At 66.9% G+C, this 1,329-nt stretch carries 2 protein-coding genes; both read right to left on the bottom strand.

Annotated elements, in window-relative coordinates:
* Window positions 1-30 precede the first annotated feature (30 nt).
* Entirely contained in the window at window positions 31-957 is a 927-nt protein-coding gene (locus C1I93_RS30530) for an IS3 family transposase (RefSeq protein WP_111246690.1), read from the bottom strand.
* The gene (locus C1I93_RS30525) at window positions 954-1,265 is read right to left on the bottom strand and encodes a transposase (RefSeq protein WP_047892275.1); all 312 of its coding nucleotides are present in this window, start codon (window positions 1,263-1,265) and stop codon (window positions 954-956) included. Before C1I93_RS30525 ends, C1I93_RS30530 begins: the two co-directional genes overlap by 4 nt.
* Between the last annotated feature and the right edge of the window lie 64 nt (window positions 1,266-1,329).

The raw sequence follows: 1,329 nt of genomic DNA, 5'->3' as shown, positions 1-1,329 counted from the left end.
TGAGGTTCCCCCGGTTCGCCGGAGGGTTGGTTACCTGGCGCCGGTGGGCTCAGGCTGAACGATAGCCGTCTGGTCCTGTCGGGCCTGGTGGGTGTGCCAGGCGGTTTCGTACTCGTCTGGGGATCGCCAGCCGAGGTCTTTCTGGATACGGCGGGTGTTGTACCACCCGTCGATGTAGGTGAAGATCGCGTTCTCGGCCTCGTCACGAGTGCGCCACGAGTTGCGGTAGACCAGTTCGATCTTCAACGTCGACCAGAAGTTCTCCATCAGGGCGTTGTCGAACGAGTCGCCGACCGACCCCATGGAGGGCAGGATGCCGTTGTCCGCCAGGCGTTGCGCGAAGCGGAACGACGTGTAGTTCGACCCGCGGTCTGAGTGGTGGATCAGTTGGCCGTCGCGGACGTCGCGCGACCAGATGCCGTATTCCAGAGCGCCGAGGATCAGGTCGGTGTCGCAGCGGTCGGAGCACCGCCAGCCCACGATGCGGTTGGAGAACACGTCCCGCACCGCGGCCAGCCAGAACACGCCCTCACCGCAGGGGATGTGGGTGGCGTCGGCGACCCACAACCGGTTCGGCGCCGCAGCCGTGAACTGCCGGTTCACCAGATCGGGAGCCGGTGTCGCCTTCGGGTTCGACCGGGTCGAGGGGATGCGCCACTTCTTGCGCAGGAACGCCCCTTGCAGGCCGGCGGTCCGCATCAACCGCTCCACCCGCTTGCGACCCACCTGGCGGCCTTGGCGGCGCAGCATGGCGTGCACTCGCGGGCTGCCGTAGGTGCCGCCCGATACGTCGTGGATCTCCGCGATCTCCACCGCCAGGTCCGCGTCCTCACGTCGCCGCGCGGAGGGGTTGGTGGCCTGGGCGAGCCAGCCGTAGTAGGTCGACGGGGCGACGTTGAGGACCCGGAGGACGGGCTCGACCCCGAAGCGATCGCGTAGCTCGTCGACGAGCGTCACGACCGTCGCCGGGTCGGGTCGAGCTCCGAGGCGAAAAAAGCCGACGCGGCCTTCAAGATCTCGTTGGCCCGCTTCAGTTCGGCGTTCTCCCGCCGCAGCCGGCGCAACTCCTCCAGCTCCCCGCTGGTCGGCCGGTCGTCACGCTGACCTCGGTCGGCTTCGTCCTGGCGGATCCAGTTGCGCAACGCTTCGTGATGCACACCAAGCTGGCGTGCCAGCTGGCGGATCACGGGCTTCGGGTCCGACTCCCGATACAAACGCACCGCACGTTCACGCAGCTCATCGGGGTACTTCTTCGGTGCTGCCACGGATGACTCCCTTCAGCTCCATCAGAGCATGATCGAAAGCCTCCGAGCTACCGGGGGAACCTCA

The sequence above is a fragment of the Micromonospora endophytica genome, assembly GCF_003236305.1.
Classification (GTDB): domain Bacteria; phylum Actinomycetota; class Actinomycetes; order Mycobacteriales; family Micromonosporaceae; genus Micromonospora; species Micromonospora endophytica.
This window is presented reverse-complemented; position numbering and strand designations above follow the sequence as displayed.